This is a genomic window from Bradyrhizobium sp. SZCCHNRI3043, from assembly GCF_032377735.1.
GTDB lineage: Bacteria > Pseudomonadota > Alphaproteobacteria > Rhizobiales > Xanthobacteraceae > Bradyrhizobium.
This window is the reverse complement of record NZ_JAUHID010000005.1, coordinates 360424-386849: the sequence shown is the minus strand read 5'-3', so window position 1 is coordinate 386849 and position 26426 is coordinate 360424. Positions and strand designations below refer to the sequence as shown.

The 26426-nt window shown below is 66.0% G+C and carries 24 protein-coding genes; 18 read left to right on the top strand and 6 right to left on the bottom strand.

Annotated features, from left to right (window positions below):
- Positions 1-179 precede the first annotated feature (179 nt).
- The 6 genes from ureE to QX124_RS14660 are packed head-to-tail and all read left to right on the top strand — an operon-like array spanning position 180 to position 5203.
- Positions 180-629: an urease accessory protein UreE gene (gene ureE / locus QX124_RS14685; RefSeq protein ID WP_315797521.1), complete on the top strand. Its 450-nt coding sequence runs from the start codon at positions 180-182 to the stop codon at positions 627-629.
- Positions 622-1299 (top strand): urease accessory protein UreF, encoded by a 678-nt coding sequence (locus tag QX124_RS14680; protein WP_315797520.1) that lies wholly within the window; start codon positions 622-624, stop codon positions 1297-1299. The genes ureE and QX124_RS14680 overlap by 8 nt, the downstream gene beginning before the upstream one ends.
- Before the next feature lie 11 nt (positions 1300-1310).
- Positions 1311-2009 carry an urease subunit beta gene (ureB, locus tag QX124_RS14675; RefSeq protein WP_315738164.1) on the top strand — a complete coding sequence of 233 codons (699 nt, stop codon included), beginning with the start codon at positions 1311-1313 and terminating at the stop codon, positions 2007-2009.
- Between the two features lie 4 nt (positions 2010-2013).
- Positions 2014-3720, top strand: coding sequence for an urease subunit alpha (gene ureC / locus QX124_RS14670; RefSeq protein WP_315738163.1), 1707 nt, complete (start codon positions 2014-2016; stop codon positions 3718-3720).
- On the top strand, positions 3717-4361 hold the full coding sequence (gene ureG, locus QX124_RS14665; protein WP_315738162.1) for an urease accessory protein UreG: 645 nt from the start codon (positions 3717-3719) through the stop codon (positions 4359-4361). The genes ureC and ureG overlap by 4 nt, the downstream gene beginning before the upstream one ends.
- Entirely contained in the window at positions 4358-5203 is an 846-nt protein-coding gene (locus tag QX124_RS14660) for an urease accessory protein UreD (RefSeq protein WP_315738161.1), read from the top strand. Before ureG ends, QX124_RS14660 begins: the two co-directional genes overlap by 4 nt.
- Here the strand turns inward: QX124_RS14660 and bla are convergent.
- The 4 genes from bla to styA all read right to left on the bottom strand — a co-directional run bounded on the left by bla (position 5158) and on the right by styA (position 9056).
- On the bottom strand, positions 5158-6021 hold the full coding sequence (gene bla, locus QX124_RS14655; RefSeq protein WP_409997697.1) for a class A beta-lactamase: 864 nt from the start codon (positions 6019-6021) through the stop codon (positions 5158-5160). The two genes, QX124_RS14660 and bla, sit on opposite strands and share 46 nt — an antisense overlap.
- A gap of 21 nt (positions 6022-6042) precedes the next feature.
- Complete coding sequence (gene xth, locus QX124_RS14650; protein ID WP_315738159.1) at positions 6043-6834, bottom strand: exodeoxyribonuclease III; 792 nt, start codon at positions 6832-6834, stop codon at positions 6043-6045.
- Between the two features lie 430 nt (positions 6835-7264).
- Entirely contained in the window at positions 7265-7792 is a 528-nt protein-coding gene (locus tag QX124_RS14645; protein ID WP_315797519.1) for a flavin reductase family protein, read from the bottom strand.
- Between the two features lie 16 nt (positions 7793-7808).
- Positions 7809-9056 (bottom strand): styrene monooxygenase subunit StyA, encoded by a 1248-nt coding sequence (gene styA, locus QX124_RS14640; RefSeq protein WP_315738157.1) that lies wholly within the window; start codon positions 9054-9056, stop codon positions 7809-7811.
- A gap of 95 nt (positions 9057-9151) precedes the next feature.
- Here styA and QX124_RS14635 point away from each other — a divergent pair, with 95 nt between their 5' ends.
- Together QX124_RS14635 and QX124_RS14630 are read left to right on the top strand one after the other, a co-directional pair.
- Complete coding sequence (locus QX124_RS14635) at positions 9152-10057, top strand: LysR family transcriptional regulator (protein ID WP_315738156.1); 906 nt, start codon at positions 9152-9154, stop codon at positions 10055-10057.
- 267 nt (positions 10058-10324) lie between these two features.
- On the top strand, positions 10325-11065 hold the full coding sequence (locus QX124_RS14630) for a metallophosphoesterase family protein (protein WP_315774968.1): 741 nt from the start codon (positions 10325-10327) through the stop codon (positions 11063-11065).
- 70 nt (positions 11066-11135) lie between these two features.
- Here QX124_RS14630 and QX124_RS14625 read toward each other — a convergent pair whose 3' ends face one another.
- Complete coding sequence (locus QX124_RS14625; RefSeq protein WP_315739830.1) at positions 11136-12752, bottom strand: IS1182 family transposase; 1617 nt, start codon at positions 12750-12752, stop codon at positions 11136-11138.
- Positions 12753-12768: 16 nt separating this feature from the next.
- Here QX124_RS14625 and QX124_RS14620 point away from each other — a divergent pair, with 16 nt between their 5' ends.
- The 3 genes from QX124_RS14620 (at position 12769) to QX124_RS14610 (ending at position 17707) form a co-directional block, all read left to right on the top strand.
- A complete protein-coding gene (locus QX124_RS14620; protein ID WP_315797518.1) occupies positions 12769-12987 on the top strand; it encodes a hypothetical protein in 219 nt (72 codons plus the stop codon).
- Positions 12988-13717: 730 nt separating this feature from the next.
- Positions 13718-15094 (top strand): group II intron reverse transcriptase/maturase, encoded by a 1377-nt coding sequence (gene ltrA / locus QX124_RS14615; RefSeq protein WP_409997696.1) that lies wholly within the window; start codon positions 13718-13720, stop codon positions 15092-15094.
- Between the two features lie 297 nt (positions 15095-15391).
- Entirely contained in the window at positions 15392-17707 is a 2316-nt protein-coding gene (locus tag QX124_RS14610; protein WP_315797516.1) for an ATP-binding protein, read from the top strand.
- A 15-nt stretch (positions 17708-17722) separates the two neighbouring features.
- On the opposite strand, the gene erpA is transcribed toward QX124_RS14610, so the two are convergent.
- Positions 17723-18064 (bottom strand): iron-sulfur cluster insertion protein ErpA, encoded by a 342-nt coding sequence (erpA, locus tag QX124_RS14605; RefSeq protein ID WP_315711699.1) that lies wholly within the window; start codon positions 18062-18064, stop codon positions 17723-17725.
- 110 nt (positions 18065-18174) lie between these two features.
- Here erpA and QX124_RS14600 point away from each other — a divergent pair, with 110 nt between their 5' ends.
- From QX124_RS14600 to QX124_RS14570, 7 genes are all read left to right on the top strand, one after another.
- Entirely contained in the window at positions 18175-19341 is a 1167-nt protein-coding gene (locus QX124_RS14600) for a deoxyguanosinetriphosphate triphosphohydrolase (protein ID WP_315797515.1), read from the top strand.
- An 8-nt stretch (positions 19342-19349) separates the two neighbouring features.
- Complete coding sequence (gene argS / locus QX124_RS14595; RefSeq protein ID WP_315797514.1) at positions 19350-21146, top strand: arginine--tRNA ligase; 1797 nt, start codon at positions 19350-19352, stop codon at positions 21144-21146.
- A gap of 95 nt (positions 21147-21241) precedes the next feature.
- Entirely contained in the window at positions 21242-22783 is a 1542-nt protein-coding gene (locus QX124_RS14590) for an SPOR domain-containing protein (protein WP_315797513.1), read from the top strand.
- A 42-nt stretch (positions 22784-22825) separates the two neighbouring features.
- Positions 22826-23854 carry a beta-N-acetylhexosaminidase gene (nagZ, locus tag QX124_RS14585; RefSeq protein ID WP_315797512.1) on the top strand — a complete coding sequence of 343 codons (1029 nt, stop codon included), beginning with the start codon at positions 22826-22828 and terminating at the stop codon, positions 23852-23854.
- Complete coding sequence (locus tag QX124_RS14580; RefSeq protein WP_315738149.1) at positions 23851-24690, top strand: ScpA family protein; 840 nt, start codon at positions 23851-23853, stop codon at positions 24688-24690. The genes nagZ and QX124_RS14580 overlap by 4 nt, the downstream gene beginning before the upstream one ends.
- A 19-nt stretch (positions 24691-24709) precedes the next feature.
- A complete protein-coding gene (gene scpB / locus QX124_RS14575; RefSeq protein ID WP_315797511.1) occupies positions 24710-25804 on the top strand; it encodes an SMC-Scp complex subunit ScpB in 1095 nt (364 codons plus the stop codon).
- A 284-nt stretch (positions 25805-26088) separates the two neighbouring features.
- Complete coding sequence (locus QX124_RS14570) at positions 26089-26322, top strand: twin-arginine translocase TatA/TatE family subunit (protein ID WP_006614346.1); 234 nt, start codon at positions 26089-26091, stop codon at positions 26320-26322.
- The last annotated feature ends 104 nt before the right edge of the window (positions 26323-26426 follow it).

The following is a 26426-nucleotide window of genomic DNA, read 5'->3' as shown; positions in this document are numbered from 1 at the left end:
CCCGCCTTGCGGCGGGCTCCTCAGGACGAGGGCGGTAGGTGTGGCGGGAGGAAACTCGCAGCGAAGCTAACGCACCGCGAAACTCTCAATCCTCATGGTGAGGAGCCCGCCACTTGGCGGGCGTCTCGAACCATGAGGCCCCAACGCCGAGAACTGACGAATAAGGAGGACCAACGCCGATGCTGCGTCTGCACGGCATCATTGGACGCGCCGACGACAAGGCCTATGCCCGGCAGCTCCACACGCTGGAGCACCACGGCGGCATCGAGCTGCTGTTCGTGCCGCCGGCCGATGCCGGCCGCAAGCGTTTCCGGCTGACGACTGATCGCGGCACCGATTGCGCGGTCAGCCTCGATCGCGACGAGGATCTGATCGACGGCGCGCTGCTCTATCTGGAATCCGATCGCGCCATCATCGCCCGTTTCGGCGAGCAGAGGGTCTGGCACCTCGCGCCGCGCGATCCGGCCAGCGCGCTCAAGCTCGGCTGGCATGCCGGCAATCTGCATTGGCGGGTTCGCTTCGAAGACGATTGTCTCGTCGTGCTGCTCGATGCCCCGCTCGACACCTATCGCGCGCGCATCATGCCTTTGATTGAGTCCGGCGAGGTCGTGGAGCGCGATCATGTTTGATCGTGCCGAGGCGCTGGCGCTCCTGCAACTCGGCGACAGCGCGTTTCCAGCCGGCGGCTTCGCCTTCTCGTGGGGCATCGAGGGCCTCGCCGCCGACGGCCTGCTATCGAACCGCGACGATCTCGATGGCGTCATCGCCGATCATTTGCAGCAGCGCTGGGCCAGCATGGACCGCATCCTGCTGCGCCGCGCCTGGCGCGCCCGCGACGCCGCCGCCATCACCACCGTCGATCGCCTTGCCGAGGCCACCACGCCGTCGGCTGAGATGCGCGACGGCTCGCGGCGCGCGGGCAGGGCGCTGCTCGGCGTCTGGGTCAAGCTCGCCGGTCCCTTGTCCGTGTCCTATCGCGCGTGCGTCTCGGCGGATGCCCGGCTCGGCCATCTCGCCGTCGTGCAAGCCATTGCCGGCCGTGATGCCGGCCTCGACCTTGAGGCCGCCGAGCTGGTTTCGGGCTGGACTCTCATCACGGGCCTCGTCAGTGCCGCCGTGCGGCTCGGCCTGATCGGCCACATCGACTCCCAGCGCAGCCTCGCGCGCGCCCGCGCGCTGCTCGCAGACCTGCTGGCTGATACGCCCGACGACGACCCCATGCCGTCGAGCTTTACGCCCTTCATCGACATCGCCGTGTCGCGCGGTCCACTGCGGCACGTGCGCATGTTCACGACCTGAGAGGTATCGCCATGATGAACCTGTCGCCGACCGAGATGGATCGTCTCGTGATCTTCAACGCCGCGCAGATGGCGCGGCGCAATCGCTTGCTCGGCATCAGGCTCAGCCATCCCGAGGCGGTGGCCTACATCACCGACGAGGTGATGACCGCCGCGCGCCGCAATCTGCCCTATGCCGAGATCCGCGACATGGCCGGACGGCTGCTCACGACCGACGACGTCGAGCCCGGCGTCGCCCAGATGATTCCGATGCTGTATGTCGAGCTGATGTTCGCCGAGGGCACCAAGGTGATGGCGCTGTTCGAGCCGATCCAGCCGGCGGAGGGCGCCGTCGCCGATGACATCGTGCCAGGCGAGATCATCGAAGGCTCCGGCGACATCGAAATGTTCACCACGCTGCCGGCGGTCACGCTCGACGTCGTCAACACCGGCGACCGCGACATCCAGGTGCGCAGCCATACCCATTTCTTCGAGGTCAACCGCGCACTGTTGTTCGATCGTGCCGCCGCCTGGGGCATGAAGATCGATCGTCCGGCTGGACTCGGCGTCCGCTTCGAGCCGGGCGTCACCAAATCGGTACGCCTCGTGCCGATCACCGGCGACCGGATCGTGCGCGGCCAGGCCGGGCTCGTCAACGGCCCGCTCGATGCGGCCGGCGCGCGCGAAGCCGCGTTGAAGCTCGCGCAGTCGCGCGGCTACCTGGGAGCCTGAGATCATGGCCACGCTGACCCGCCGCGCCTATGCCGAGCTCTACGGTCCGACCAAGGGCGATCTCGTCAGGCTCGCCGACACCAGCCTGCTCGCCGAGATCGAGCACGACTACACCATCTACGGTCATGAGCTTTTGGTCGGCGCCGGCAAGAATTTGCGCGACGGCGAGGCCATCGCCGGCCATCGCACCTGTCAACACAAGGTGCTCGACGTCGTCATCAAGAACGCCACCATCATCGATGCCGTCGCCGGCATCGTGAAGGCCGACATCGGCATTCGCGACGGCCGCATCGTCGGCATCGGCAAGGCCGGCAACCCCGACGTGATGCCGGACGTGCATCCGGACATGGTGGTGGGACACACCACCGCGCCGATCGCCGGCGGCCCGTTCATCGTCACTGCGGGCGCGATCGAATCCCACGCGCATCTGATCTCGCCAGAACAATCCGATCATGCCCTGGCCGGCGGCACCACGACCCTGGTTGGCAACGGCTCGGGGCCTGTCTTCGACGTCGGCAGCGGCTCGGGGCCGAACTTCGGCCATTTCCTCAAATCGATCGAGTTCTCGCCGCTGAACTACGCGCTGTTCGGCCGCGGCGGCTCCAACCCCGAAGCGGTCGAGGAGGCGGTCGCGGCCGGCGGCATGTCCGTCAAGATCCACGAGGATTTCGGCGCCGCGCCCGACGTGATCGACAAGAGCCTGATCGCCGCCGACCGCAACGATTTCGCCGTCCATCTGCATACCGACTCGATCAATGAATACGGCTTCTGCGAGGACACGATGGCCGCGGTCGATGGCCGCACCATCCACATGTACCACGTCGAGGGCGCCGGCGGCGGCCATGCGCCCGACCTGCTCAAGGTCGTGTCCTGGCCCAACGTGATCCCGTCCTCGACCAATCCGACCAATCCCTACACCTCGTATGGGATGGAGGAGGGCGTACCGATGACGATGATCTGTCATCAGCTCAACTACAACGCCCCCGAGGACGTCATGTTCGGCGAGGCGCGGGTGCGCGCGCAGTCGATGGCGGCGGAGGATTTCCTGCACGACATGGGCGCGATCTCGATCTTCGGCACCGACACGCAGGGGATGGGCCGGCTCGCCGAGAACGTCGCCAAATGCTGGCAGCTCGCCAGCGTGATGAAGGACCGCATCGGCCGGCTGCCGGAGGAGACGACCGCGCGCGCCGACAATGAGCGCATCAAGCGCTACGTCGCCAAGCTCACCATCAATCCCGCTGTTGCCGTCGGCATCGATCATGTCGTCGGCTCGATCGAGGTGGGCAAGATGGCCGATCTGGTGCTGTGGCCGCGCGCCTCGTTCGGCCTCAAGCCCTACATGGTGATCAAGAACGGCTTCCCGGTGTGGGCGGCGATGGGCGACGGCAATGGCAGCCTCGGCCTGTCGGAGCCGATGATCCAGAAGCGGATGTGGGGCGCGCTCGGTGCTGCGCCCCAGCGGCTCGGCGTGAACTTCATGTCGAAGCTCGCGGTCGAGGCCGACATCCGCCGCAAGCTCGGGCTGGGCCGCGAGACCGTGCAGATCAAGAATGTCCGTCGCCTGCGCAAGACCGACATGATCAGAAACGCGGCGATGCCGCATGTCGAGGTCGATCCGCAGACGTTCGAGGTGCGCGCCGACGGCAAGCTGCTGATGTGCCCGCCGGCCACCACGGTGCCGCTCGCAAGGAGGTTCATGCTGCGATGAGCCGGCTCGCTCTCACCCGCGTCGATCAGCCCATGACCGCGGCGCGCGTCGGCATCGGCGGCCCCGTCGGCTCCGGCAAGACGGCGCTGGTCGAGCGCCTGATCCCGGCGCTGCAGGCGCGCGGCATCGACATCGCGGTCATCACCAACGATCTCGTCACCGCCGAGGATGCCGAGCGCGTCCGCCGCTCCGGCCTGATCGATCCCGAACGAGTCTCGGCGGTCGAGGCCGGCGCCTGTCCGCACACCGTGATCCGCGAGGACCCGACGCTCAACATCGAGGCCGCCGACGAATTGGAGCGGCGCTTTCCCGGCGTCGAGCTGATCCTGCTGGAGAGCGGCGGCGACAACCTCGCTTCGACGTTCTCGCGCGACCTCACCGATTTCTGGATGTTCGTGATCGACGTCGCCGGCGGCGACGACATCCCGCGCAAGCGCGGTCCCGGCGTGATCCGCGCCGATCTGCTCGTCATCAACAAGGTCGATCTCGCCCCGCATGTCGGCGTCGATCTCGCCCGCATGCAGCGCGAGGCAACGGAAGTCCGCGGCGGCCGGCCGGTGCTGCTGACCAACTGCCGGCGCGGCGAGGGCATCGAGGCGATCGTCGACCTGCTCGAGCGCGAGGTGCTGTTCCGCACGTGAGCGCTTCAGCCCCAGAGCCGCCGCGGCTCGATCTCTCCTTCGTTCGCCGCGGCGGCCGTACGGTGATCGATCGCCGGTTGTTCGCCTGGCCGTTCGTGTTGACGCGCAGCTTCCATACCGATGCCGAGCGGCCTGATCTCCTCAGCGTGATCCTGCAGACCGGCAGTGGCGCGGTGCATGGCGAGGACCGGCTGACGCAACGCTTCACGCTTGGCCCGGGTGCGGCGGCCTGCTTGACGACGCAGGGCGCAACGTCAGTGCATCGCGCCGAGCCGGGCGCGCGGGCGGTGGAGCAGGTGCTGCTGCGCGTCGCGGCCGGCGCGTCGCTCGACTACCGACCCGAGCCGCGCATCCTGTTTCCCGAGGCGGCCTTGTGCCAAGTGCTCGACCTGGACTGCGCCGCCGATGCATCGGCGCTCGTGACCGACGCCTTCACGATGCATGACCCGGACGGGCAGGGGCGCTTGTTCCGCGAGCTCGACTCCACGCTCGTCGTGCGCCGGACGGGCGAGGAGCCGCTCCTGATCGACCGCATGCAGCTGCGCGATCCCGATGTCGCCGTCTTCAAGGGCCATCGCGCGTTCGGCTCGGCCGTGCTGATGCTGCCGCCGACGCACGATCTCACCGCGCTCCGCCAGCGTCTCGCCGATGCGCTGTCCTGCATCGGCGCCCTCTACGCTGCGGCGAGCCTGCTGCCGGATAGCGCCGGTCTCGGCGTGCGCCTCGCCGGCCGCGAGATGCGCCAGCTGCGCACCGGATTCGACGCGATCGCCGCGATCTATCGCGAGGCGGCGGCTCAGGCCCCGAGCGTGCTGGCGACGGCTCGGCCGACCGCCGCGTGAACCGCGTTGCGCTTGTCGTCGCTGGCCTTGGTCTCCGTGAGATAGCTCGTCACGATCACCGGAGCGCGTCCCGTCGGCCAGATCACCGCAACGTCGTTGCTGCTGCCGCGCTCACCCGCGCCGGTCTTGTCGCCGATGCGCCATTCGCCGGGCAGGCCGGCGCGCAGCTTGGCACCACCCGTCTTGCAGGCGATCAGCCAGCCGTTCAGGACGTCGCGCGACGCGGTTGACAGGGCATTGCCGGTCGTCAGCTTCGCCAAGGTCTGCGCCATCGCCGCCGGCGTCGTGGTGTCCCTGGGATCGCCCGGCACGCTTTCATTGAGCTCGGGCTCGATGCGGTCGAGCCGGGTGATGGCGTCGCCGAAGCCGCGGATGGCGCGGGTCAGTCCGGTCGGACCGCCGAGCGACGCCAGCAGCAGGTTCGCCGCGGTGTTGTCGCTCAGCGTCACCGTGGCCTCGCACAGCTCGCCGATCGAGAGGCCCGACGTGCCGACATGCAGCTTGGTGACCGGCGCATAGGACAGGATGTCTCCTTGCGCGATCGGAATGCGGCGCGCCAGCTGCTCGGCGCCGGCATCGACCTTGGTCAGGATAGCGGCCGCCAGCACCGCCTTGAAGGTGCTGCACATCGGGAACCGCTCGTCGAGCCGGTGGCCGCTCAGGGCGCCGCTCGCGGTGTCCAGCAGCGCGACGCCGAGCCGCCCGACGCTGTCGGCCTCGATGCCCGCAATTGTCTCTTGGAGGTCGGCTGCGAGCGCGGGTTTCACCAGCAGGGGCACGAGCGCGAGCGGAAACAATTGCCGCCGTGAGTAACGCATCACGGGAACCGTCCTTGAACTCTACGCCGTCTCGAGATCGAAATCGGCCCATACCGGCACGTGGTCGGACGGCTTCTCCCAGGCGCGGACATAACTGTCGATGCCGACCTCGACCAGCCGGTCGCTGGCCTGCGGCGACAGCAGCAGATGATCGATTCGGATCCCCATGTTCTTCTGCCAGGCGCCCGCCTGATAGTCCCAGAACGTGTATTGCCCGGGCGCATCGGTCACCGCGCGCAGCGCGTCCGTGAGCCCGAGGCCGAGCAGCGCCTGGAAGCTCTCGCGCGTCTGCGGGCGGAACAGCGCGTCCTCGACCCAGGCTTCCGGATTGGAGACATCGGCCGCCGTGGGGATGACGTTGAAGTCGCCTGCGAGGATCAGCGGCTCCTCGGTCTTCAGCCGTTCACGCGCATAGTCACGAAGCCGCGACATCCATTTGAGCTTGTAGGGATATTTTTCCGTGTTCGGCGGATTGCCGTTGGGCAGATAGAGGCAGGCGATGCGGACGACGCCGTGCTTCAGGCTGACCACGCCTTCCAGGAAGCGCGCATGCACATCCTCGGCATCCCCATCGAGCCCGGACTTGGTCTCGTCGAACGGCAGCTTCGACAACAGCGCCACGCCGTTGAAGGTCTTCTGGCCGTGCGTCACCACGTTGTAGCCGAGCGCCTCGATCTCCAGCCTGGGGAATGCGTCATCGGTGCACTTGATCTCCTGCAGGCAGACGATGTCCGGCGCGCACTCCTTCAGCCAGGTGAGGAGGTGATCGATCCGCTGTCGGACCGAATTGACGTTCCAGGTGGCGATGCGCATGGCCTGAGGTTCCCGGGGGAAGGAGAAACGGCCCCGGTTAGATCAAGCCGCGACCACCCCGGTCAAGGCGAATGGCGTGGAATCACAGGCTGAACGAGCGCCGCTAGCTGACGACGCGCGCAACTCCTGTGGACCACCGGCCGCAGGGCTGGCGCCTGCGGTGCCGATCCATTTGACGGCGAGGCGGGGTGGGCGGTAAAATTTAGGTTCGATCGTCACGTGGCCGCGCTCCGGTCATCCTGGAGCCGCCACAACGGGGGGCATCGACCCCGGACCGATCGGCGGTTGAGCCTCACGACTGTGCCGGACCCGCAGTCTTCAATGTGACGATGTTTGGCTCACTAAGTCGTCCCGGCGAACCGCATCAGACTTCCGTCGACTGGTGGGGTGGGCAAAAGGCGCGCAGCGCCGTGCCCACCGCGCCACGCGGTCAAATGCTCCATCCCTCCGCCGGATACGCCCGCGCATCGCCCGGCAAGATCTCCGCACCCAAGCCGTTGCGGAAGCGGCTGGCGTAGAACGCGAGCGGCAGGCCGTCCCTGTGCCGGCACCAGCGGACCTCGCCGATGAACAGCGTGTGGTCAGCGATCTCGACCGTGCTGACGACCTCGCAGCCGAACTGCGCGATGGCCTGCGGCAGCAGGAAGAACCCGTCGCGCGCGTCAAGCGCTGGTGCTCCTTGGGCCAGCGGGGTGCCGGCGAAATGCCGGCATATCGCGACGTCATCGGCCGCGAGCACATTGACCGCATAGCGACGTGTCGTGCTCACCGCCTGCCACGTCCGGCCGCGCTTCAGCGACACCAGCACCGTCGGAGGCTGCGTCGAGACCGTGGTGAAGCTGTTGGCGGTCATGCCGACCGCCGCGCCGTCTTCGCCGCTGCTGGTCACCACGGTCACACCGGTCGAGAACCGCGACGCGGCCGCGCGAAAACTGGCCGGGTCCGGCTGATGGCTCATCGGCTTCTCTCCGCCATCACGCTGCAAGCTTTGCTCGGTCATCGATCCAGGCATGAATCCGCCGCTCGCTCGCCAGCCGGTCCCATTGCCGCTCCGGATAGTTGAAATTGTCGGTGAACTCGTCGCAGAGCCCGCGATCCTGCGCCATGGTGAAGATCAGCCGCCCCATCGCCTCCGACGGCGGCTGCAGCATCAGGTTGGTCCAGCGCGCGGCGGCGAGCACGCGGTTCTCGCGCGCTCGATCGACCGTCTCGACGAAGCGGTCGTCGAACGCCACCGCCTCGGTGATCGCCTTGCCAAGCTCGAACGCGGCATAGGAGGCCATGTTGGCACCCTGGCCCATCATCGGATCGACCACGGAATGCACGTCGCCGAGCGCGATCGCGATCTTGCCGTCGTCGAAGCTGACCGAGGAGCGCCGCACGGTCGGCACCACGGCGCCCTGCAAGAGGTCCAGCGGCTGCAGATCGAAGCGGTGCGTGTCGATCCGGTTGTAGGTGTGCGGATGGTGCTTCTCCAGCTTGTCGAGCAGCGTCCGCCGGAAGCCCGAGGGATCGGCGTCGTAGTTGAGCGACACCAGCTCGGCCATGTCGCCGCCGGGAATGTTCTCCATCAGCAGCGCCGTCTTCATGCCGCCGAAGGTGAGCGTCGGGATCACGATCATCTCGCCATGCCCCGGCGAGACCGATAGCGTCACGCCGCGCGGATCGTCGCCGTCGGGGCTGCCGTGGTCGACGCCGTCATACAGGCCGACGCAGAGCAGGCGCTGCGGCTGGTTGTAGGGCGACAGCTCCGGCCGGTGGCTGAACATCCGCCCCAGCGCGCCCTTGCCGGTCGATACCACCAGCAGGTCGAAGCGCGCCACCAGCGCCGGAATGTCGTCGTCCTGAATGCTGGCATATTCGATCGCGCCGCCGCGATCCTCGAAATCCTTCATCAGCGCCGGCAAATAGATCCGATAGTCGACGGCCCGGCTCGGCTGCTTGAACGCGCCGCGGAAGAGCAGGGGGCTGCCCGGAAAATTGAAGAAGTGATCATGGTGGTGATAGACGACATCAGGATCGTCCCAATGGTTCACGCCGAGCTCGTTCTCGCGTGCGACCGTGACGCCGTGGTGCGCCACCGTGTTCATCAGCCGCGTTGCAGCATACTGCTCGGGCTCGCGGTCGGTCAGGACCGTCGCCCGGACGCCATGCTTTTGCAGATAGAGCGCGAGATGCAGCCCGCCGATGCCGGCTCCGACAATGCCAATCGACTTCTCCATGGTCTCCCTCCGTTTCATTTTTTGAGAGGCTAGACCAGGCCGCCTCCTGACGTATACGGAATGAGGAGAATAAAACTCATTCCGGGGAGGAATGGATGGACCGGATCGACGCGCTGCAGACCTTCATCCGCGTCATGGAGGCCGGCAGCTTCACCCAGGCCGCGGCCGATCTCGGCTTGGGACAACCGGCGATCACCAAGCGCATCGCGCTCTTGGAGGAGCAGTTCGGCTGCCGCCTGTTCGTCCGCACCACGCGCAAGCTGCGTCCGACCACCGAGGCCGATCGCGTCCTCAAGCTCGCCAAGGACATCGTCACCTTGTTCGAGAGCGCGGGCATGCCGTCGCCGCGCCGTGTCGGCGCTCCCTCCGGGACCTTGCGGATGACGGTGCCGACCTCGTTCGGCCGCTTCTTCTTCGCCGACATCTTCGCCGAGTACGGCCGACGCTATCCCGAGGTGCGGCTCGACATCCGCTTCACCGAGCAGTTCGTCGACCTCGTCGAGACCGGGACCGAGCTCGCCATCCGCATTGGCGTGCTCAGCTCGAGCTCGCTGGTCGCGCGGCGCGTCGGCACCGTGAAGCGGCTGCTGGTCGCGGCGCCCACGCTGCTCGCCCGGCACCGTCAGCCGCGGCTGCCGAACGATCTGCGCGAGCTCCCCTGCGTGACCTATTCGCGGTTGTCGCCAAAGAACGAATGGAGCTTCGAGTCCGAGACCGGCCGCCACGTCGTCGGCATCATGCCATCGCTCACGTGCGACGACGCCGACATCATGACCCTGGCCGCGCTGGAAGGGCTCGGCGCTGCCGTGCTGCCGGACTGGTGCGCGGTGGAGCATATCGCGTCGGGCAAGCTGATCCACTTGCTGCCCGACTACGACGTCCCGTCGCTGCCGCTCCACGTCGTCTATCCCGATCCGCAATGGATGTCGCATAGGGCGCGTCTGTTTCGCGACCTGATCATCGAGCGCGCCGATGTGTTCGCGATCAATGCGCCGCAATGAGAGAATCGTAGGGTGGGCAAAGGCGCACAGCGACGCGCCAGCGTCGCGAGCACCGTGCCCACCGTTCCACAACATGATCGCGATGGTGGGCACGCGCCGCCTTCGGCGCCGCTTTGCCCACCCTACGTTTGCGCCGTCATTGCGAGCGAAGCGAAGTAATCCAGAGTTCCTGGGTCGCCCTGGGTTGCTTCGCTTCGCTCGCAATGACGATCATGCTATTGCTCTGTCTCAAGTGATCACTACGAATTGCGACGCGAGGAAACGACAATGCGACTGGCCGTGATTTCCGATGTGCATGGCAATCTTCCGGCACTGGAGGCCGTGCTCGCCGACATCGCGACCCGCAGCGTCGATGCCACCGTCAATCTCGGCGACTGCGTCACCAGCCCGCTATGGCCGCAGGAAACCTTCGAGCTGCTGCAGTCGCTGGCGCTGCCGACGGTGCGCGGCAATCATGACCGCTGGATCGAGGAATGGCCGGAGGAGAAGCTGTCGCCGGCCGGCCGCTTCGCCCGTGCGGCGCTCACGCCTGAGCAGCGACGCCAGTTGCATGCCTTGCCGGCGCGGATCGCGTTGGAGCAGGGCATTCTTGCCGTCCACGGCACGCCGGATGACGACAGCACCTGCCTCCTCGAAGAGATGCTCGACGACGGCCGCTACGTCTCGGCGCGTCGCGACGTGCTGGCCGCGCGTCTCGTCAATCTCGGCGGCGCCACGCTGGTGCTGTGTGGCCACAGCCATCGGCAGGCGATGGTGCAGGTGCCGCGCGGTCCCCTGGTGGTCAATCCCGGCAGCGTCGGCTGCCCCGTATTCGGCGACATCCCCGTCGCTGCCCAGCTCGAATATCGCTCGCCGCACGCGCGCTATGCCGTTCTGACGGAGCGGCGCGGACATTGGCAGGCGGAGTTGTTCGCGCTCACCTACGACTGGGATCGCGCCGCGGCGCGCGCCATGGAGAACGGGTTTCCGCGTTGGGCCAGCGCCTACGCATCCGGCGCGGTGATCTGAGCGATTGGTCAGAGCGCGGCGCGACATTGCGCCGTCGCGGGTGCCCGTCGAGGCTGGGCAAGAATCCGAATTAGGGGGGTGAGAGGGCTCGGCGCGGTGCAATTTCGAGCCATGACTGCATCATGGTCCAGAATCGGATCAGGGCAAGCGAAACCGCCTCCCATGCGCCCCTCGCTTCGCCGGAAGTGGCATGTAGAGCTGCAAGAGCCCATTCGGCGATGCGGGCGAGGAAGTCGTCGAAGCCGAGAATGTTGAGGGCGCGGGTGAGATTGTAGCAGAGCGCCATGAGGCTCCATTCCCCGCGAACCTTGTCGAAGCCGCGGACAAGGAAGTGCTGATAGCCGGCGCGGCACTTGAGCGTGCCGAACGGGTGCTCGACGATGGCCGAGCGGCGGCGCATCAATTGGCCGGCCTGTTCGCTCGCCATCCTCTGGCGGTGACGATCCAGCACCTCTTCGTGCTCCCATCGAGAGACGCGGCGGCTTTTTTCCTTCGCAGAGAGACAAGACGCCTTGAGGGGGCAGATGCCGCAAGTCGCCACGGAGGCCAGGTAGCGGCGTTCCATCCTGCCGCTCGTATTCTTCCAGAGCTTCTTTGTTGGATGCAGCGCTTGGTCTGCGGGACACTGGTAGGTGTCGGTCGCGGAATTGTAGGTGAAGTCACCTCGCGTGAAGCGACCGTGCTTCTTGCCATTGCCGTGATGCAGCGGGACATAGGCGGTGACGCCGTCATCCTCGCAAGCCTTGATATCCTCGCTGTTGTAATAGCCAACATCTGCCAGTATCTGCAGCGCCTCGACCTGGAGGCCCTCCTTGGCCGCCTTCGCCATCATATGAAGGTGTCCTGTATCGCTGCGATTGACGACCTCGCTGGCGATGATCAGCTTATGCTTGTCGTCGACGACGCTCTGGACATTGTAGCCTGCGATCGTCTGGTCGCCCTTGCTCAGCAGTCGCGCATCGGAATCGGTCTTCGACACCTGTCCCTTGTCGCCCTTGTCCAGGTTCTCCAGATCGGACTGTGCGCGTTCACGCCTGGCCATCAGCTCCTTGATCTTGTCCCCGACATCGCCGCCATCCTTGTTGCCATCCTTGCCGTCGTCGGGCTGCTTGGCTTCCGCCGCGTCGTTGGTGTCGAGAGACTTGCCGTACGCCTCAATCTCCTCATCGAGCTTGGCGATCTGTTTGGCGAGCTTCCCGCGCGTGAAGATGCTGTCCTTGCTGGCATTGCCGTGGAACAGCGCGCCGTCGACCGCGACCAGGGTCCCGCCGATCAACCCGATCTCCTGCAGCAACAGGACGAAGCTACGGTTCGCCGCCTTCAAGGCAGCCCAGTTCTCCTTGCGGAAGTTCGCAATCGTCCGATAGCCGGGCTTCAGGTTCCTCAACAACCAGATCAGCTCCAGATTGCGGCCGGCTTCACGCTCGAGCCGGCGCGACGATCTGATCTGGTTCAGATAACCATAGAGATAAAGCTTCAGCAGGTCCGCCGGATCGTACGGCGGCTGCCCGACACCCGATCCCCTCCGCTTGGCGTGGCGGAAGCCAAGCTTGGCCAGATCGAGAGCGTTGACGTAGCTGTCAATCGCACGAACCGGATTGTCCGGCCCGACATAATCCTCAATCCGAGGCGGAAGCAGGCTCTTTTGATCGCGGCTCTCGCCGCTCTTGAACGGCCGATTCGTCATGCCCCCAAATCTTACCGTGAACACTGAGTTCTTGCCCAGCCTCGTCGGGCAAATCAGTCCGGCACTTTGTGCGCACGTGGTTGAAACGCGCGCCGCCAAGGCTACGACACGCCGCATCGGACGAATCGAATTTATCCACGAAATCAAGCTGATCTCGCGCACATCGCTGCGAAGCCAAGAAAGTTATTTCCATTTTTCAGAAATCATGCATCATGTGCGCATCCTGCCTCGATGAGAGGGACGTTGCGCGCGATCGTCACGACACGTGGGGCAGGGATGCGGTGGCCGTGAGATGTCGCAGCATGTGCTTGCGCATGCAGACGAACGACACATCACGGACGCGAAGTCGTGTGGTCCTGGCCTCCCGGTGCCGAGGTCAAGCGCGCGGCGAGGGCTCATGCCCTCGCGCGAGCGACGGGGTCAATCAGCCGGTCCCCGAGGAGAGCGCGAAAGAAGCGTTAAGACCGCCGCGCAGGGAATGCCGGTTGATCGGCTTTGCCTGTGGTACCTGCCGCCTGCATTTTTTTCAGCAGGCGGGCCATGGGTGGTGTGCCGAGTATGAACGACAGCTTGGAGGTGGAAGTCCTCTATCCAGCCTGATGGCGGCGAAGGATTAGCGAAGCGCAAGGGCGTCATCGCGAGGTGGGGTCTGAAGACAGCGTGGAGCAAAGCCGCGGCCCGATGAACAAACATCGGATGTGAGGCCTACCCGGCCGGACGAGCGAGCCACCAATCGCGAAGTCCACGGTCATCAAGGGGCGGGGTGGTAGATCCGACGGGCATGCGGTGAAGGCGGTCGGTCTTACCTCGGGAGATCTGCGTCGTGTCCCGGCAACGGGACTGAGGTCGTTGCAAGGCGATCTGAACGCGACGCAGAAGTCAGCAGAGGGCATAGTAGGCGGCAGCGTACCGCCGAAGGCCCGAACGATGGAAGTTCTGGTGGAGCGGTGATCTCGCACGACCCAATGCGGCAGGAAGCTCAGAGCAATCTGAACCCTCGCCCCGGACCGAGGGGTGAAGCCCCGCGGGCCGGCGCCGGGGCGGCCGAAGCTCGCGCGGCGAAAGCCTGTCTCGATCAGACGGCGGTCGCGGGACCGTCGATGGAAAGGATCGTCGCACGTGAGAACCTGAAGAAGGCATTGGACCGAGTGAAGCGCAACAAGGGCGCGGCGGGGGTCGACGGGATGACCGTGGATGATCTGCCGGCCTACCTGAAGGTGAACTGGCTCGCGATCCGCGCCCAACTGCTCGACGGCACCTACAAGCCGCAGCCGGTGCGGCGTGTCGAGATTCCAAAGGCATCGGGCGGCGTCAGGCTGCTCGGCATCCCGACGGTGCTCGACCGCTTCATCCAGCAGGCGGTTCTGCAGGTGCTGCAAAGCGAATGGGATCGGACGTTCTCCGAGACGAGCTTCGGCTTCCGGCCGGGCCGCTCGGCGCATCAGGCGGTGGCGAAGGCGCAGACCTACATTGCGTCCCGGCACGCGGTCGTGGTGGATATCGATCTGGAGAAGTTCTTCGACCGGGTCAATCACGACATCCTGATGGGGCTGGTCGCCAAGCGGGTTGCCGACAAGCGACTCCTGAAGCTGATCCGCGGCTTCCTGACTGCGGGCGTGCTGGAGGGAGGGCTGGTCAGCCCGACGGAGGAAGGAACGCCGCAAGGCGGGCCGCTCTCGCCGCTGCTGTCGAACCTGATGCTGGACGTGCTGGACAAGGAGCTGGAGAGGCGAGGTCATCGCTTCGTGCGCTATGCCGACGACTGCAACATCTATGTGCGCAGTCGGAAGGCGGGCGAGCGGGTGATGGCGAGCATCGAGAGATTCTTGGAACGGCGCCTCGAGCTCAAGGTGAACAGGGCCAAGAGCGCGGTCGCCAGACCGAGCCACCGCAAGTTCCTGGGCTTCAGCTTTACGCAGGGGAAGAAGCCGCGCCGGCGCATCGCGCCCGAGGCCATTGCCCGTTGCAAGGCGAGAGTTCGGGAGCTGACGGGGCGACAATCTGGCCGAAGCCTGGAGCAGATCATCGAGAAGCTGGCGCTGTATCTGAAGGGATGGCGCGGCTACTTCGGGTTCTGCGAGACGCCGTCGGTGTTGCGCAAGCTCGATGAGTGGATCAGGCGGCGGTTGCGCGCCGTCGTCTGGACCCAATGGAAGTGCGGTCCTACTCGCTTCGACGAGCTGCGACGCCGCGGCGTCGACCGGGAGACGGCGCTTAAAACCGCCGGCAACCCACGTGGTCCCTGGCGGCTCGCCAACAGCGCCGCACTGGCCAACGCTCTGCCAAGGTCCTTGTTCGCCTCACTCGGCCTGCCTTTCCTCGCAGCCCGCAAAGCCGCTTAATCCGCCGAACCGCCGTATACGTGATCCGTATGTACGGTGGTGTGGGAGGGGTGGAGTCGCGAGACTCCCCCCTATCCCGATCGGCCAGCACCCGGCATTCCCTGCGCCCTCGACCTCAACGAGGGTGAAATCGACGATCATGACTCGGGCATATCGTGCCGCGAGAACGACGAGTTGCATCCAGCCCTGTCAGCGCGCGCGTTCGGGGCTTCCGTAATTCTACGGGCGGGACAATTAACGCGGCTGAAGCAGCCGGTCAGGCATGGCAAGGGATCACAAGGAAGGTTCTGCGCGCTCATGAATTGGCCTGGGGATCCCACGCGCTCGAAGCGAACGGCCGGTGGCAGCCCGCTGGGTGCCTTCTTCCTTTGGATCGGCGGCTTCGGCGCCATCGAAGGTCTCGACGATGAAGCGCTGACCGAGCGCGATCGCCGGCGCATCCGGGCGCAGCAGGTCGATGCCGTCGCGCGCCTCGTCCCCGTGACCATCGGCATCAATTTCGCCAACGCGGCGATCATTCTCGGCGTGTTCTGGAACACCGTCTCCAATCTCTTCCTCATCGCGTGGGGCGCCGCGATCGCCGTGGCCGGCGGCATGGCGCTGCGCGGCTGGTGGCGCGCGCGCAAGTCGCGGCCGCAGGAGGCGTCCGAACGCGCCATCTCCCGGATGACGCTGCAGGCGTTTTTCTTGGCGACCATCTGGGGATCGCTGCCGCTGATCGTGATGCCGCAGGTCGATCCGCATCTGCAGATCATCGTGGGCTCGCTGATGACCGGGATGATCTCCGGTGGCGCGTTCGCGATGTCGAGCGTGCCGCGGGCCGGCCTCGCCTACACCTGGACCCTGATGCTCGCCTCGGTGGGGTCGCTGTTTCTGTGCGGCGGCGCGACCTATCTCGTGCTCGTCGTGTTCCTGCTGCTCTACACCTCGTTCATGGTGCGTCACCTGGTGTCGCACGGCAACGTGTTCCTGGAGAACCTGAAGGCGCAGATCCGGCATGAGCGCCAGAACGAGACGATCTCGCTGCTGCTGAAGGAATTCCAGGAGAACGCCGCGAGCTGGCTGTGGCAGACCGATGCCGAGGGCCGTCTGATCGACGCGCCGCAGCGTTTCGCCGACGTGGCGCAGCTTCCGCTCGATCAGCTCAAGGGCGAGCGGCTGATCGATACGCTGAAATATCTCTGCCCGACGGATACGGCGACGCTTTCGACTCTCGCCGACCGCATGGCAAAGCGGCTGTCGATCCCGGAGATCCTGATCCATGTCGTGGTCGCGGGCGGCGAGCGCCGCCGCTGGGCGCTGACGGCGCGGCCGGCGCGCGACCATGAGGGCAAGTTCGCGGGCTATCGCGGCTTCGGCCGCGACGTCACCGAGCGCTGGCGGGCCGAGCAGGCGGAGGCCGAGAGCCGTGCCAAGTCCGACTTCCTGGCGATGATGAGCCACGAGATCCGCACGCCCATGAACGGCGTGCTCGGGCTCGCTTCGACCCTGCTGGAGACAAGGCTCGACGATGAGCAGCGCCACGCGGTCATGACGATCCGCGAGTCCGGCGACAATCTGCAGCGCATCCTCAACGACATCCTCGATCTGTCCAAGCTCAATGCCGGCAAGCTCGAATTCGAGACGGTGGATTTTTCGCCGGCAGCTCTGGTCGAGGCGGTCACCGCCATCATGGGGGTCAATGCGAAATCGAAGAGCCTGCTGGTCAACGCGGACATCGATCCGAAGCTGCCGCCGGCTCTGAAGGGCGACGTGGCGCGCATTCGCCAGGTCCTGATCAATCTTGCATCGAACGCGGTGAAGTTCACCGAGCGCGGCGGCATCACCATCGCCGTGGCCTGCCGCACGCGCGACGACCACAAGGCGACGATCGAATGGCGGGTCTCCGACACCGGCATCGGCATTCCCGCCGATCGGGTCGGCAAGCTGTTCACGGATTTCGCCCAGGCCGATGCCTCGATCAACCGCCGCTTCGGCGGCACCGGGCTGGGGCTTGCGATCTCCCGGCGCATCATCGAGCAGATGGGCGGGGTCATCGCGGTGTCGTCGGTGCAGGGCGAAGGCTCGACCTTCCGCTTCAGCCTGACCTTGCCGTGGAGCGACAAGCAGGTGTCGGGTCAGCGCGCCGACCGTGTCGGCGCCGGCGACCTCAAGGCGCGGATCGGGGCGCTCGGCCGTCCGTTGCGCGTCCTGATCGCCGAGGACGACGCCACCAACCGCATGGTGGTGTCGAAGATGCTGCAGGAGTTCGCGGTCGAGAAATGCATCGTTCCGGATGGCTTGCAGGCGGTGAAGGCGGCCGACGAACAGGAGTTCGATCTGGTGCTGATGGATGTCCGCATGCCGGAGATGGACGGCATCACCGCGACCCGGACCATCCGGGCGAGGGGCGGGCGGCTCGTCGGGCTGCCGATCATCGCGCTGACCGCGAATGCCTTCCCGGACGACATCAAGCAGTGCCGCGAGGCCGGCATGACCGACTTTCTGGCTAAGCCGTTGCGCAAGCCGGCCATGGTGTCGGCGATGCTGAAGGCAATCGGAACGCCCGCACCGAGCGTTGAAGGGCCAACGCTTGCGCCGTCCGACGGCCCTGCCGTCATCGCGGAGGTCTGACCGATACGACGGAGGCTAGACCGAGAAGCTGGTGCCGCAGCCGCAGGAGGCGGTGGCGTTGGGATTATTGACCCGGAACGAGGCGCCCATCAGGTCGTCGACGAAATCGACCTCCGAGCCGGCGAGGAACGGCACCGAGGCCGGATCGACCAGCACCACCGCGCGATCGCGCTCGATGACGAGATCGTCGTCCGCCTTGGCGCGGTCGATGTCGAACTTGTACTGGAAGCCGGAGCAGCCACCGCCTTCGACCGAGATGCGCAGCATCGCGCCGGCGCTCTCCTTGCCGAGGATCTCTCCGATGCGGCGGGCGGCGCGTTCGCTGATGGTGACGGGGCCGGTCGAGGCATCAGTCATGGCAATGGGTCTCCGGGAGGCGCGTCATGCCCTATTCATTTGGTGCCGGGCACTCCCCATAGTTAAGTGGGCTCCGTCGAGGAATCAAACCGCAAAAGGAACAATCGCCCGTGTCGGTCGGAATGGCTGCCCCCCGCGCTCCCTATTCCTGCGATCCCGATCGCAGCCGGGGCCGCCTGTTCGCCGAGCCGCCGTCCCGCACCCGCAGCCCCTTTCGCCGCGATTGCGACCGCGTGATCCATTCGACCGCCTTCCGACGGCTCAAGCACAAGACCCAGGTGTTCGTTTTCCACGAAGGTGACCACTACCGCACCCGTCTGACCCATTCTTTGGAAGTCGCCCAGATCGCCCGCGCGCTCGCCCGCCAGTTCGGCCTCGACGAGGACCTGACGGAGACGCTGGCCCTGGCGCATGATCTCGGCCATCCGCCGTTCGGCCATGCCGGCGAGCGCGCGCTGAACCGCTGCATGGCGGACCATGGCGGCTTCGACCACAATGCCCAGACATTGCGCATCGTCACGTCGTTCGAGCAGCGCTACCCGGATTTCGACGGTCTCAACCTGACCTGGGAATCGCTCGAGGGCATCGTCAAGCACAACGGGCCGTTGCAGGCGCCGATCCCGCCGGGAATTACCGAGTTCAACGCCCGGTTCGACCTGGAGCTGTGGAGCTACGCCTCGCTCGAGGCCCAGGTCGCGGCGCTGGCGGACGACATCGCCTATGATGCCCACGACATCGACGACGGGCTGCGCGCCGGCCTGTTCACGGTCGACGACCTCAAGGAGATTCCGCTGCTCGCGGCGATGATCGCCGAGATCGACCGCCAATATCCGGCGCTCGATCCGATCCGGCGCGGCGCCGAGCTGGTGCGCGAGCTGATCTCTTACCTGATCGCAGCCGTGGCGGCCGAGACCGAGCGCCGGATCGCGCGGGGGCAGCCGATGTCACCTCACGACATCAGGCGGCACAGCGGGCCGCTGGTGGCATTTCCGGCCGATGTGGCCGAGCACGAGGCGACCATCAAGGGGTTTCTCTGGCAGCGGATGTACCGTCATGAGCGGGTGATGCGGGTGATGCGCGATGCCGAGCGCATCGTCGCCGACCTGTACGGCCGCTACCATGAGGACGGTTCGACGCTGCCCGTGGGCTGGCTGGACGGTTGCGAGGGCGAGGGCGATCGGGCTCGCCGCATCGGCCACTTTATCGCCGGAATGACGGACCGTTTCGCCTTAACGGAGCACCACCGGCTTTTTGACTCGACTCCGGATTTGCGTTAGGCGGCGGCATGGTCGAACAAGCTTCCACCCCTTACCTTTTTGCCGACATGCTCGCGCGTGTCCACGCCATCTGCGCCGCGCTCGCCAAGCAGGGCGGCTGGCCCGAGGGCATCGATTTTTCGCGCGTGGTGGTCGAGCCGCCGCGCGATCCGAGCCATGGCGACATGGCCACCAATGCCGCGATGGTGCTCGCCAAGGAGGCGAAGGCCAAGCCGCGAGATCTCGCCGAGCAGATCGCCGAGCGGCTGCGTGCCGACGAACTCGTCGCCAAGGTCGACGTCGCCGGTCCCGGCTTTATCAATCTGACGCTTCAGCCGGTGGTCTGGGCGCAAGCGCTCGGCACTATCCTGCGCGAAGGCGCTGCTTACGGCTGCGTCGCGCCGGTGCCCGGCGCGCCGAAGGTGAACGTCGAGTACGTGTCGGCCAATCCGACCGGGCCGATGCATGTCGGACACTGCCGCGGGGCCGTGTTCGGCGATGCGCTATGCAGCCTGCTGCAGTTCGCCGGGCGCGACGTCACGCGCGAGTACTACATCAACGACGCCGGCGCGCAGGTCGACGTGCTCGCGCGCTCCGCCTTCCTCCGATATCGCGAGGCGCTCGGCGAGGATATCGGCGCGATTCCGGATGGGCTCTATCCCGGCGACTATCTCAAGCCGGTCGGGCAGGCGCTCGCGAGCGAGTACGGCGACAAGCTCAAGGCGCTCGCTGAGACCGAGTGGCTGCCGATCGTACGCGACAAGGCGATCGCGATGATGATGGCCGAGATCAAGGACGATCTCGCCGCGTTGAACATCCGTCATGACGTGTTCTTTTCGGAGCGCTCGCTGATTGCAGGTAGCACCAACAAGGTTGCCGACACGATCGAGTTCCTGCGCGAGCGGGGCGACGTGTATGAAGGCCGTCTGCCGCCGCCAAAGGGCGCGCCGGTGGAGGATTGGGAGGATCGCGAGCAGCTCCTGTTCCGCGCCACCGCCTATGGCGATGACGTCGATCGTCCACTGATCAAGTCGGACGGCAGCTACACCTATTTCGCCTCCGACATTGCCAACCACCGGCACAAGTTCGAGCGCGGCTTCGCTGACCTGATCGACGTATTCGGCGCTGATCACGGCGGCTACATCAAGCGCATGCAGGCGGCGGTGAAGGCCGTCACGGCTGCGCAGGCAGTGCTCGACGTCAAGGTCGTGCAGCTCGTCAAGCTGTTGCGCAATGGCGAGCCGGTGAAGATGTCGAAGCGCTCCGGCGACTTCGTCACCTTGCGGGAAGTTGTTGATGAAGTGGGGCGCGATGCGGTCCGTTTCATGATGCTCTACCGCAAGAACGACGCCGTGCTCGATTTCGACCTTGCCAAGGTGATCGAGCAGTCGCGCGACAATCCCGTGTTCTACGTCCAGTACGGCCACGCGCGAGGGCATTCGATCTTCCGCAATGCCCGGGAAAGCCTGCCCGAATTGCCGGAGGCGGAGGGCGCGCGACTCGCATTCCTGGCGCAGGCGAATCTCGAAAAACTATCCGACCCGGCTGAACACGACCTCTTGAAACGGCTAGCGCTGTACCCACGTACGGTTGAGAGCGCGGCCGTAGCGCATGAGCCGCACCGGATCGCCTTCTACCTATATGAACTTGCAAGCGAATTTCACGCCCTCTGGACGCGGGGGCGGGATTTGCCCTATTTACGCTTCATTATCGATGATGATGCAGAATTGACCAAGGCACGTTTGGCCATGGTTCAGGGCGTCGTCTCGGTTCTGGCGTCGGGACTTGCGATCTTGGGCGTTAATGCTCCTGATGCAATGCGCTGATTGGGGGAAACACACGACTTCAGTTGGGGGCCTCAATCTGGCAGGGTCCGCCTTAGGACGCATATGCGGCTCACCCGCAGGGACGCTTCATCACGATGGCTGATCGTTACCAGGACAGACCCTTTCCCGCTGATGGTTTTGGCCGTGGTGGAAACCAGCAGGCCGATGCCGATCCGCTCGCCGAACTCGCTCGCCTGATCGGGCAGAACGATCCTTTTGCCGCGTCGGGCCGGGCAACTCCTCAACCTCAGTCGCGTCCGATGGTGCGCCCCGCCGCGCCCGCGCCAGAACAGCCGGTTCCCGGCATGCCTCCTGCCGGCGCTCCGGCCTGGATGCAACGTGCCCAGCCTGCCGCCGCCAATCCCTTCGCCGACATCGGCCGCGAGCCGGCGCCGGCACCGCCGGCCTTTCCGGCGGGCTATCAGGATCCGCGCGGCCAGCCGGGCTTCCCGGACCAGGATTTCGCGCCCGCGCCCGCTCCCCGGCAGCAGCAGGGTTATCCGAACGCGGAGTTTGCCGACCAGCTGTCCAAGCTCGACTACAGCGTCGGGGAGTCGCGCCACGGGTTCGCCGAAAACGACCGCGACTACAACCGCGACAACGGCTTCGATGACAACGAGCCGGACTCCTCGCGCTATGACGATGCGCTGTTCGGGCAGATGGGCTCGGGACAGCAGGGGTTTCAGGGCGACAACGATTTCCAGGACGGCCAATACGGCTATCAGGACGGCTACGACGAGGGCGAGGAAGAGGAGCGGCCGCGGCGGCGCAGCGGCATGAGCACCGTGCTCGCGGTGTTGACCCTTGCAGTGGTCGGCACCGGCGGCGCCTACGGCTACAAGACCTACATCTCGTCCGGCCGCACTGGCGAGCCGCCGATCATTCGCGCCGACAACAGTCCGACCAAGATCATGGCCCAGCAGGATCCGACGCCGAAGGTGCCGGATCGCCTGCTCGGCAATGACGGCGGCGAGAAGCTGGTGTCCCGCGAGGAGACGCCGATGGATCTGAACGCCCGCGGCGGCAATCCGCGCGTGGTGTTCCCGCAAATGAACCAGAATGCGGCTCCGCCGCCGGTCAGCGCCGGGGCGGCCCCGATGTCGCAAATGGCCAACGCCAATGGCATTTTGCCCAACAGTGATCCGCGTCCGATCAAGACGCTGTCCGTGACGGGGGGCAATCAGGCCGCAGCGGCCGATCCGCCGATGCCGGCGACGCCTGCAACCAAGCCGGCGGCGACGCCGAAGGGCCGCAAATCGCCGGCCAACGCCAACGCGTCGGCCGCCAACGACAGCCCGATGCCGCTGACACCGCAGGCCGCAGCACCGGCGCGCATCGCCGCGGCCGTGCCGGTCACCGAGCAGACCCAGAATGATCGTACCGGCGGCTATCTGGTCTCGATCTCGTCGCAGGCCAGCGAGGCGGAGGCGATGTCGTCCTACAAGGCGGTGCAGGACAAGTACGGCGCCGTGCTGGGCAAATATGAGCCGATCATCAGGCGGATGGATCTGGGTGAGAAGGGCGGTGTCAGGTACCGCGCAGCCGTCGGGCCTTTCGCGACGAAGGAAGAGGCCAACAAGATGTGCGGATCGTTGAAAACCGCCGGCGGACAGTGTTTCCCGTTTAGCAACCAGTAAGGCTTGCTTGACCGCCCCCGAGGCGGGGTCTATGCGGCCCGCATGACCATGCGGGCTTTCATTACCGGCATCTCCGGGCCTGATCTCACCGACGCCGAGCGCGCGTTCATCCGCGAGTTCAGCCCCTGGGGTTTCATCCTGTTCAAACGCAACGTCCAGTCACCCACCCAAGTGACTGCACTGGTTGAGGAATTAAGGGCCTGCGTCGGCCGCGCCGACGCTCCAGTCCTGATCGACCAAGAGGGGGGCCGGGTGCAGCGGCTGGGGCCGCCGCATTGGCCGGCCTATCCCGCCGGCGTGGTGTTCGACCGTCTCTACGATCTTGATTCGGCCGCAGGCCTCCGTGCCGCTTGGCTCAGCGCCCGCCTGATCGCCGACGACCTGCTCGCGCTCGGCATCACCGTGGATTGCCTGCCGCTCGCAGACGTCCCTGTTGCCGGCGCCGATGCCGTGATCGGGGATCGGGCCTATGGCACGACGCCAGAAAAGGTGGCGGCGATCGCCCGGGCGGTGACGGAGGGGCTGGAGCAGGGCGGCGTGCTGCCGGTGCTGAAGCACATTCCGGGGCATGGCCGGGCCGCCGCCGACACCCATTTCCGGCTGCCGACCGTGGACACGCCAGAAGCGGAACTCGACGCAACCGATTTCGCCGCCTTCAGGCCGCTGGCCGACCTCCCGATGGCGATGACTGCACATGTTGTGTTTAGCGCAATCGACGCCGCCCATCCGGCCACGACTTCTGCGACAATGATCGAACGGGTGATTCGCAAACGGATCGGGTTCCAGGGTTTGTTGATGAGTGATGACGTTTCCATGAACGCATTGGCCGGATCGATCGCCGAGCGCACGCGTGCGATCGTGGCGGCCGGCTGCGACATGGTTCTTCACTGCAACGGCCGACTGGACGAGATGCAGGCGGTCGCGGCCGAGACGCCGGAGCTGGCCGGCCAGGCTCTGGTTCGCGCCGATCGCGCGCTTGCGGCGCGCAAGGCACCCACAGGCTTCGATCGTGACGCCGCGCGCGGCGAGCTCGACGCCTTGATCAACCGGCTGGGACCCGCGAGCGCATGACCGCTGAAATTCTGTCGTTTGAAACCGGCCGGCCCACCACGGAGCTGGCCGAGGCCGAACCGGCGTTGGTCGTCGACGTCGAGGGCTACGAGGGCCCGCTCGATCTGCTGCTCGCGCTGGCGCGGCAGCAGAAGGTCGACCTCGCCAAGATCTCGATCCTGGCGTTGGCCGACCAGTATCTCCAGTTCATCGAGGCCGCGCGCAAGATCCGGCTCGAGCTTGCAGCCGACTACCTCGTTATGGCGGCTTGGCTCGCCTTCCTGAAGTCGCGCCTCCTGTTGCCCGAGCCGCCAGCGCAGGAAGGGCCGAGCGCCGAGGAGATGGCGACCGCGCTCGCCAACCGGCTGCGCCGCCTGGAGGCGATCCGCGAGGCCGCCAATCGTCTGATGAATCGGCCGCAGTTCCAGCGCGACGTGTTTCCCCGCGGCAATCCGGAAGAGATCGCGGAAGTCCGCCGCCCGAAGTTCACAGCCACCCTGTTCGACCTGCTGTCGGCCTACGCCATTCAACGGCAGGCACGTGTCGTGACATCCGTTCATATGGCCAAGCGCACCGTCTGGTCGCTCGCTGAGGCGCGCGCGTCGCTCGAACGGCTCGTCGGCATGACCGAGGTGTCGGACGACTGGGGATGTCTCGACGACTATCTCCTGAGCTACGTCGCCGAGCCGGCCCAAAAGGCTACCGTCTTCGCATCGAGCTTTGCGGCCGTGCTGGAGCTGGTCCGCGAAGGGCAGCTCGAGCTGAACCAGAAGCAGGCGTTCGCGCCGCTGTATTTTCGTAAGCGTCCACCGATCCAGCCCGGCGCCATGGCTGCGCCGGACTTGACGGTTGAGTAACGAAGAAGGAGACCCTGCCATGGCAAGCTTGGCGGAACTGCGCATGGAAGAGCCCGACGAGATCGCGACGAGCGAGCCCGAGGTGCGCCCCGAAGAGTTGCGCATCCTCGAGGCACTCTTGTTTGCCTCGGCCGAGCCGCTCGAGCAGGCCACGCTTGCCAAGCGTATGCCTGAAGGTGTCGATATCAAGGCCGCGTTGGCGCAACTGCAGGCGGAATACGCCAATCGCGGCGTCAACCTCGTGCGCGTCGCCAACAAGTGGACCTTCCGTACCGCCGGTGATCTCGCCTGGCTGATGACGCGCGAGAGCACCGAAACGCGCAAGCTGTCACGCGCGGCGATCGAAGTTCTGGCCATCGTTGCCTATCACCAGCCGGTGACGCGTGCCGAGATCGAAGAGATCCGCGGCGTCGTCACCTCCAAGGGAACGTTGGACGTTCTGTTGGAGACCGGCTGGATCAAGCCACGCGGGCGCCGCAAGACCCCGGGCCGTCCGCTGACCTTCGGCACCACCGATGCGTTCCTGGCCCAGTTCAGCCTGGAGACCCTGGGCGATCTGCCAGGCCTGGAAGAGCTGAAGGGCACGGGCCTGCTGGATTCCCGCCTGCCGACCGGCTTCACCGTCCCGACGCCATCGGACGATCCGACGCTCCGGGAGGACGAGGAGCCGCTGGATCCGGGCGATCTCGATCTGGCGCTTGCGCCGGCGGTCGAGGCCGAACCTGGCGAGGCCGAAGCCGCGGAAGACGAAACGGCCGAGATGGAAACGGTCGCAGCCGACACGGCTGCGGCCGAGGTCGCCGAAGGCCAGATGGCGACCGCCGAGGCCGCTGTTCGGGACGACACCTCGTCGCAGGTCGCCATTGGCGATCTGGAACTGCCGGGTGCCGATGCGGAAACCGAGATCACCGAGGTGGACTTGGCCGTCGAGGAGATCGAGGTCGGGCCGGACGACGGGGCCGTTATCGAGCTCGTCGAGCTGTCTGCCGACGCTGACGCTCAGGTAGACGACGAGGCAGAGGCAGAGGCCGAGGTCGACGCGGCGGATGAGGAGATCGACGCGGCCGATGACGCGCACGACCGCGATACCGACGACAACGGCTCGCCGCACTAAAACTAGCGGCCGGGGCTGTTAACACTCGCGTTATTGCGTAGGTCCGGCCTCGATTTGTCGGACCTTAAGTGCTTGTTTTTGGAGGCGTTGGCGCCTACCTTCCGCCCAGATCGGGCTGTCCGCGCGCTATTTTGGCCAGTGACAGGCCGCGTTCGTGTTGCTGTTTCGCAATCGAATGCTAGAAGCGAAGTGTCGCGGTCAAGTCCATGGATATGGCGCGGTTTCGGCGGTAGCGTCGACGGGCAGTCGGGTGAAGGCTGCGCCGGTGTTTGGAGGGTTGCAGGATGGGTTCGCTTAGCATTTGGCACTGGATCGTCGTGATCGCGGTCGTCCTGCTGTTGTTCGGGCGCGGCAAGATTTCCGATCTGATGGGCGACGTCGCGCAGGGCATCAAGGCCTTCAAGAAGGGCATGCAGGACGACGACAAGGCGCCGGAGAAGACCGAGCCAGTCAAGTCGATCGACCACGGCGCGACACCTTCGGCCACCCGCACGGATGTCGGCAGCAAAGCCGTTTGATCTGCGCGTGAAAGGCGCGGGCGGCGCGCTCCCGCAGAGACGGCACCGGGACCTGTTCGGACAGACCCGGGCAGGCGGGATCAGAGGCGTCGTCGCGTAGGCGG

What these genes read in the sequence shown, in the direction of transcription:
- ltrA (WP_409997696.1), top strand. Translation starts at nt 13,718, where the DNA reads ATGCGGCAGGAAGCTCAGAGCAATCTGAACCCTCGCCCCGGACCGAGG.
- QX124_RS14635 (WP_315738156.1), top strand. Translation starts at nt 9,152, where the DNA reads ATGGACCGGATCGACGCGCTGCAGACCTTCATCCGCGTCATGGAGGCC.
- erpA (WP_315711699.1), bottom strand. Translation starts at nt 18,064, where the DNA reads ATGACTGATGCCTCGACCGGCCCCGTCACCATCAGCGAACGCGCCGCC.
- ureE (WP_315797521.1), top strand. Translation starts at nt 180, where the DNA reads ATGCTGCGTCTGCACGGCATCATTGGACGCGCCGACGACAAGGCCTAT.
- QX124_RS14590 (WP_315797513.1), top strand. Translation starts at nt 21,242, where the DNA reads ATGGCTGATCGTTACCAGGACAGACCCTTTCCCGCTGATGGTTTTGGC.
- ureB (WP_315738164.1), top strand. Translation starts at nt 1,311, where the DNA reads ATGATGAACCTGTCGCCGACCGAGATGGATCGTCTCGTGATCTTCAAC.
- ureC (WP_315738163.1), top strand. Translation starts at nt 2,014, where the DNA reads ATGGCCACGCTGACCCGCCGCGCCTATGCCGAGCTCTACGGTCCGACC.
- QX124_RS14610 (WP_315797516.1), top strand. Translation starts at nt 15,392, where the DNA reads ATGAATTGGCCTGGGGATCCCACGCGCTCGAAGCGAACGGCCGGTGGC.
- QX124_RS14625 (WP_315739830.1), bottom strand. Translation starts at nt 12,752, where the DNA reads ATGACGAATCGGCCGTTCAAGAGCGGCGAGAGCCGCGATCAAAAGAGC.
- nagZ (WP_315797512.1), top strand. Translation starts at nt 22,826, where the DNA reads ATGACCATGCGGGCTTTCATTACCGGCATCTCCGGGCCTGATCTCACC.
- scpB (WP_315797511.1), top strand. Translation starts at nt 24,710, where the DNA reads ATGGCAAGCTTGGCGGAACTGCGCATGGAAGAGCCCGACGAGATCGCG.
- xth (WP_315738159.1), bottom strand. Translation starts at nt 6,834, where the DNA reads ATGCGCATCGCCACCTGGAACGTCAATTCGGTCCGACAGCGGATCGAT.
- argS (WP_315797514.1), top strand. Translation starts at nt 19,350, where the DNA reads ATGGTCGAACAAGCTTCCACCCCTTACCTTTTTGCCGACATGCTCGCG.
- QX124_RS14645 (WP_315797519.1), bottom strand. Translation starts at nt 7,792, where the DNA reads ATGAGCCATCAGCCGGACCCGGCCAGTTTTCGCGCGGCCGCGTCGCGG.
- styA (WP_315738157.1), bottom strand. Translation starts at nt 9,056, where the DNA reads ATGGAGAAGTCGATTGGCATTGTCGGAGCCGGCATCGGCGGGCTGCAT.
- QX124_RS14580 (WP_315738149.1), top strand. Translation starts at nt 23,851, where the DNA reads ATGACCGCTGAAATTCTGTCGTTTGAAACCGGCCGGCCCACCACGGAG.
- QX124_RS14680 (WP_315797520.1), top strand. Translation starts at nt 622, where the DNA reads ATGTTTGATCGTGCCGAGGCGCTGGCGCTCCTGCAACTCGGCGACAGC.
- ureG (WP_315738162.1), top strand. Translation starts at nt 3,717, where the DNA reads ATGAGCCGGCTCGCTCTCACCCGCGTCGATCAGCCCATGACCGCGGCG.
- QX124_RS14570 (WP_006614346.1), top strand. Translation starts at nt 26,089, where the DNA reads ATGGGTTCGCTTAGCATTTGGCACTGGATCGTCGTGATCGCGGTCGTC.
- QX124_RS14630 (WP_315774968.1), top strand. Translation starts at nt 10,325, where the DNA reads ATGCGACTGGCCGTGATTTCCGATGTGCATGGCAATCTTCCGGCACTG.
- bla (WP_409997697.1), bottom strand. Translation starts at nt 6,021, where the DNA reads ATGCGTTACTCACGGCGGCAATTGTTTCCGCTCGCGCTCGTGCCCCTG.